A 5,572-nucleotide genomic window follows, 5' to 3' on the forward strand; every position below is an offset into this window, starting at 1 on the left:
CTTGAGGGCGCCATCGAAGAAGCCTTTGGCCCAGGCTGGCTGCCCCAGGCCATGCCCCGCATCGAGCCCTTCACGCCCGTCGGCCAGCAGGAGTTTGACGACACCACGGCCTTGCGGGCGCAGCTGACAGCCTGTCGGGCCGCGGGGCCGAATGTGCCGAAGGCAAGAACCTTCAAGCACAAGTGGCCCGCGCTTTACAAGGCTCTGCAGGGATGGGCCGATGACTACATGCGTGACTGCGATGACCTGATTGAAGGCGCCGTGGTGGATGAAATGGGTTTGTCCGATGCGCTGGATTCCATCGATGCCGAATGCGAAACGGTGCTCTGGCTGTGGGCCAACCACGACCAGGTTTGCCAGGCGATCCAGCGCACCCGCGATGCCAGGCAGTTCACCTACATGAAGACCGTGGACAACGATGCCACGATGCGAAGCTTCAACGACACCAGCCGCTCGTTCTACCGCGCCTTGTCCGCCCTGCGCCGCCAGCAAGACTGGCGCATCCGCCGCACAGCCATCACCGTGGACGACGTCAGCCCCAAGCTCCCCCCGCCGCCCACGGATGAGCCGGCAGCGGCGTCAGCTTAGCGTTTTCACAGATCAGACAAGTTCTTGTTTGGATCGAAAAAATTGGGGTCAGAGTCCAATTGATTGCCATGGATGGCGACCGCCTGCGGCCACGCAATGACGGCGAGGATGGCGCAACCCGGAATCAACGGATTTCATGGGCATCGAGGCCTTGTTGCTGGGATATTCCGTGGTTCGGTACCGGTTTGGGGGGGGGGTGACGGGTGATAAGCCCCTCGCGGTCTGCCGAGTGTTCTACATATTGCGCAATGCGTATATGCATAAAAGGGAGTCCGGCCATGCAGAAGAGAATGACGATCACCATGGATGAAGTGGTGTACGAAGGGCTGATCCGTGTGGTCGGCCGCAGGAAGATCAGCGCGTTTCTCGAAGACCTGGCCCGTCCCCACGTGGTCAGCAACGACCTGGCGGCGGGCTACCGCGCGATGGCGGACGATACGGCCCGGGAGCAGGAGGCGCTGGCCTGGAGCGAGGCCTTGATCGGCGACGTGGATCATGCGTCGCGGTGAAGTGTGGTGGGTGGATTTTGATCCGGCCCGGGGCGGCGAGATTCGCAGGATTCGTCCCGCGGCAAGATCCACTTGAACCTGCCCCTCTGAAAAAACGGGGTCAGAGTCAAATTTTGGAGTTTATTTAAACATGGCATTCGCCAAATGGCGATAGTTTGCTATAAGAATTGATGCTATTTCGGTTCTGTTGCTGAGGAGTCTTCGCTGTACGCGCTGAACAAGATTGTGAGTGGGCTCGTTTCGCCCCTGATGCTGGCCCTGCTGGGCGGGCTGCTGGCGTGGGGCCTGGTCTGGCGCGGCAGGCAGCGCGCCGGCTCGGCGCTGGCGCTGCTGTGCCTGGGTGGCCTGTGGGCGGTCAGCACGCCTTGGGTGGCGTGGGCGCTGGCCCTGCCGCTGGAGTCGCGCCACCCGCCGGTGCCGGCGGCGGCCTCGCCGGCGGCCGATGCGGTGCTGGTGCTGGGTGGTGCGATGCAGGCCGCGCGCCCGCCCGGGCAGCCGCACTTGGGCTTTGGCTCGGCCGCTGACCGCGTGTGGCACGCGGCCGCGCTCTACCGCGCAGGCAAGGCGCGCTGGGTGTTGGTGAGCGGCGGCAACAAACCCGGTGATGAAGACGTGGCGCCCGAGGCCGAGGCCATGGCCGTGGTGCTGCGCGCGCTGGGCGTGCCCGCCAGCGCCTTGCGCCTGGAGGGGCGCAGCCGCAACACGCGCGAGAATGCGCAGCTCAGCCTGGCGCTGGCGCGCCAGGTGGGCGCGCGCCGGGTGCTGCTGGTGACTTCGGCACTGCACATGCCGCGGGCTTTGGCGGTGTTTCAGGGCGTGTTTGCCGGCAGCGGCGTCACAATCATCCCCGCGGCCACCGATGCCGAGGCCCTGGGCGACGAGCCCGGTGGCTGGGCGGCCTGGCTGCCGGATGCCAGATCGCTGGAGTGGAGCAGCCGCGCAGTGAAGGAAGTTCTGGGCCTGGCCCAGGTCAAGATGACGACAGAATGGTGACGACAACGACAACGACAACGACAGGGAGAGTGCCTTGAGCCTCAAGATTTCCGTGGTGACGGCGGTGTTCAACCGCGCCGGCACGGTGGCCGAGGCGCTGGCCTCGGTGCAGGGGCAGACCTGGCCGTCGGTGGAGCACATCGTGATCGACGGCGCCTCCACCGATGGCACGCTGCCCATCCTGCAGGCGCACCGCGATCAGCTGGCGGTGCTGGTGTCCGAGCCCGACCAGGGCATCTACGACGCACTGAACAAGGGCATTCTCCGTGCCACGGGCGATGTGGTGGGCTTTCTCCATGCCGATGACCTGTTCGAGGCGCCCGGGTCCCTGGCGGGGGTGGCTGCGGCCTTTGCCGACCCGGCCGTGGACGCCGTCTATGGCGACCTGGTCTATGTGCGCCAGCAGGACCCGACCCAGGTGGTGCGTTACTGGCGCGCCGGCAGGTTCAAGCCCGGTTGCCTGGAGCAGGGTTGGATGCCGCCGCACCCCACGTTTTACGTGCGGCGCTCGGTGTATGAGCGGCTGGGTCTGTTCGACACGCGATTTCGGATTTCGGCCGACTACGAGTGCATTCTGCGCTTCCTGGGGCGCGGCGGCTTGCGGGTGGCCTATCTGCCGCAGGTGCTGGTGCGCATGCGCCTGGGTGGCATCAGCAATGAGTCGGTGAGCAGCATGCTGCGCAAGTCGCGCGAGGATTACGCGGCCATGCGCATCAATGCCATTGGTGGCATGCAGGCGCTGTTGCGCAAGAATTTGACCAAGCTGCCGCAGTTCGTGCGCCGCGCCCCGGACACGGTGTGACGACCTGGGCGCCACCGGCTTTGCATGGGGCCGCTGGCGACGAGCGCGCGGCAAAGGCGGGGCAGCAACAAAGATAGCCGGCTCTGCCGGATAATTGGTTACCAATGGATACAGACGACATGCAACAAGTGGGTAGAAAGTTGGCCGCGCTGGCACTCGCGGCGCTGCCTTGGCTGGCGATGGCGCAGCAGGCGCCCGCCGTGCCGGTTCCGGTGCAGCCCCCGGCGCGGGTGGACACCGTGCGCCAGCCCGCGGCCAACGATCCGGCCGCCAACCAGCTGCCGCGCGACCCGGCCGCCGCCAAGGCGGCGGCGCTGGCCGGGCAGGCGCAGCCGATGAACGCGCTGGCCGGTTTTGGGGCGGACTACCGCATCGGCCCCAATGACCTGCTCGACATCGAGGTCTATGGCGTGACCGACCTCAAGCGCACGGTGCGCGTCAATTCCACCGGCATGGTGTCGCTGCCGCTGATCGGCAGCATGGCGCTGGCCGGCATGACGGCCCAGCAGGCCGAGGCCGCCATCGCCGCGCGCTACGGCGAGAAATACCTGCAGGACCCTCAGATTTCGGTGTTCATCAAGGAATTCACCACCCAGCGCGTGACCATCGAAGGCGCGGTGGCCAAGCCTGGCATCTACCCGCTGACCGGGCAGATCACCCTGCTGCGCGCGATGGCGCTGGCCGGCGGGCGCGGCGATCTGGCCAACCTGGACAACGTGATGATCTACCGCACCGGCCCCGACGGCAAGCTGACCAGTTCGATGTACGACCTCGACCTGGTGCGCAGCGGCGACATCCCCGACCCGGTGGTGCTGCCCGAGGATGTGATCGTCGTGCAGCGCAAGCCGGTGCGTGTGCTGCTGCGCGATTCCGCGGTGAGCGATTTCATCAACCTGCTGAATCCGTTCAACTACCTGAAGTAACGCCGCGCGAGCGAAGTCGCCCGAGCGCCGTCAGTCTGCAGGGCGCCGCCGGGTGCCCTGCAAGCCCTGCCTGTACCGATTGCCCCGAATGAAGTTCCTCCATGAGCGCCACGCCTGATTCTTTTCTGCCCACCCAGCCGCCGCAACGCACCACGGCCTTGTCGCTGCGCGAGGCCGCCATGCTGCAGACGGGCGTGCTGCGCGACACCGCCGCCGATGCGGCCGACGATTCGCTGGACATCAAGGCGCTGCTGCGCATCCTGAACAAGTACAAGTGGGTGCTGCTGGCCTTTGCGCTGCTGGGGCTGGCGGTATCCGTGGTGAAGACGCTGACCAGCACGCCGCTGTACCAGGCCTCTGCCACGGTGCAGATCGAGCGCCCCCCTGGGCGCATCGTGTCGTTCAAGGGCGACGTGAGTTCGTCCGACGAATACGAGGATTACATGGCCCTGCCCACGCAGATCGAGCTGCTGCGCAGCCGCGCCCTGGCCGAGCGTGTGGTGGACGAACTCAACCTCGACCCGTCCCGCAGCCAGGCGCCCGCCCCGGGCGTGCTGGGCGGGGCTTCCGCACCCGCATCGGCACCCGTGCCGGGCGCGCGCCCGGCCGCCAGCGGGGCCGAGGGTGATGGGCCCTGGTGGGCCTTCCTGTCCGACCTGAAGGACCGCACCCTGGCGGGCTACGACAACCTCGGCAAGCCCTCGATTGCGGACAAGCAGGTGCTGGGGCGCGAGGCGGTGGTGGGTGGCTTCATGGGCTCGGTCAAGGTCGAGCCGGTCAAAGGCTCGCGCCTGGTGCGCATCAGCGTGGTCGGAGCAGACCCGGCCAAGGCGGCGCGCTGGGCCAATGCAATGGCCCAGAACTTCATGGCCATGAGCATGGAGCGCAAGATGGAGTCGTCCATCTACGCGCGCAACTTCCTGCAGGACCAGATCAAGGCCAGCAAGGCCCGGCTGGAGGAGTCGGAGCGCACCCTCAACACCTACGCCAAGGCCAACTCCATTCTCACGCTCGACGAGAAGACCAGCGTGATCAACCAGACCTTCACCGATTACTCCGCGGCGCTGTCAAAGGCCGAGCAGGAGCGCGTGAAGGCCGAGTCGCAGTACCGCGAGATGGAGCGCAGCCCCGAGAATTCCGCCCAGGTGCTGGAGAACAAGACCGTGCAGACCATCAAGGAGCAGAAGGCGAAGCTGGAGGCCGAGTACCTGGTGAACCTGGGCACCTACAAACCCGACTTCCCCAAGATGCTGCAGACCAAGGCGCAGATCGCCGAGCTGGATCTGCGCATCAAGGCCGAGATTGCCGCTGTGCTGGCCTCGGTCAAGTCGCAGTACGACGCGGCCAAACGCCAGGAAGACCTGGTGCGCATGCGCCTGCAGGAGACCCGCAAGGAGGTGATCCAGACCCAGGACAAGGGCGTGGATCTGAGCCTGCTCAAGCGCGAGCTCGACACCAACCGCCAGATCTACGACAACCTGCTGCAGCGCCTGAAGGAGGTGGGCGTGACCAGCGGGGTGGCCGCCAACAACATCTCGGTGGTGGATGAGGCCAAGGCGCCGCTTTTTCCGTTCAAACCCGACATGAGGACGAATGCGATGATCGGTCTGGCCGTGGGCCTGATGCTGGCGCTGGGCCTGGTGTACCTGCGCGAGCACATGGACGACTCGATCAAGCATGCCGACGAGCTGGAGGCGCAGTTTGGCGTGCCCCTGCTGGGCATCATTCCCAAGGTGAAAAAGGCCAAGCGGGTGGAG

Annotated in this window: 7 protein-coding genes; all 7 read left to right on the plus strand. The window is 66.1% G+C overall.

Annotation, left to right across the window (positions count from 1 at the left end):
* Positions 1-588: hypothetical protein (locus ACMUOY_RS19725; RefSeq protein WP_413894443.1), on the plus strand; the 588-nt coding region annotated here is incomplete at its 5' end.
* Between the two features lie 278 nt (positions 589-866).
* Positions 867-1,097 carry an addiction module antitoxin gene (locus tag ACMUOY_RS19730; protein ID WP_413894444.1) on the plus strand — a complete coding sequence of 77 codons (231 nt, stop codon included), beginning with the start codon at positions 867-869 and terminating at the stop codon, positions 1,095-1,097.
* Positions 1,084-1,173 carry a type II toxin-antitoxin system PemK/MazF family toxin gene (locus tag ACMUOY_RS19735; RefSeq protein WP_413894445.1) on the plus strand — a complete coding sequence of 30 codons (90 nt, stop codon included), beginning with the start codon at positions 1,084-1,086 and terminating at the stop codon, positions 1,171-1,173. The genes ACMUOY_RS19730 and ACMUOY_RS19735 overlap by 14 nt, the downstream gene beginning before the upstream one ends.
* A 149-nt stretch (positions 1,174-1,322) precedes the next feature.
* Entirely contained in the window at positions 1,323-2,090 is a 768-nt protein-coding gene (locus tag ACMUOY_RS19740; protein WP_413894446.1) for a YdcF family protein, read from the plus strand.
* A 34-nt stretch (positions 2,091-2,124) separates the two neighbouring features.
* Positions 2,125-2,892, plus strand: coding sequence for a glycosyltransferase family 2 protein (locus ACMUOY_RS19745; protein WP_413894447.1), 768 nt, complete (start codon positions 2,125-2,127; stop codon positions 2,890-2,892).
* A 119-nt stretch (positions 2,893-3,011) separates the two neighbouring features.
* Positions 3,012-3,815 carry a polysaccharide biosynthesis/export family protein gene (locus tag ACMUOY_RS19750; RefSeq protein WP_413894448.1) on the plus strand — a complete coding sequence of 268 codons (804 nt, stop codon included), beginning with the start codon at positions 3,012-3,014 and terminating at the stop codon, positions 3,813-3,815.
* A gap of 101 nt (positions 3,816-3,916) precedes the next feature.
* On the plus strand, positions 3,917-5,572 hold a 1,656-nt coding region (locus tag ACMUOY_RS19755), incomplete at its 3' end, for a GumC family protein (RefSeq protein WP_413894449.1).

It is taken from the genome of Candidatus Skiveiella danica, from assembly GCF_022705245.1.
GTDB lineage: Bacteria > Pseudomonadota > Gammaproteobacteria > Burkholderiales > Burkholderiaceae_C > Skiveiella > Skiveiella danica.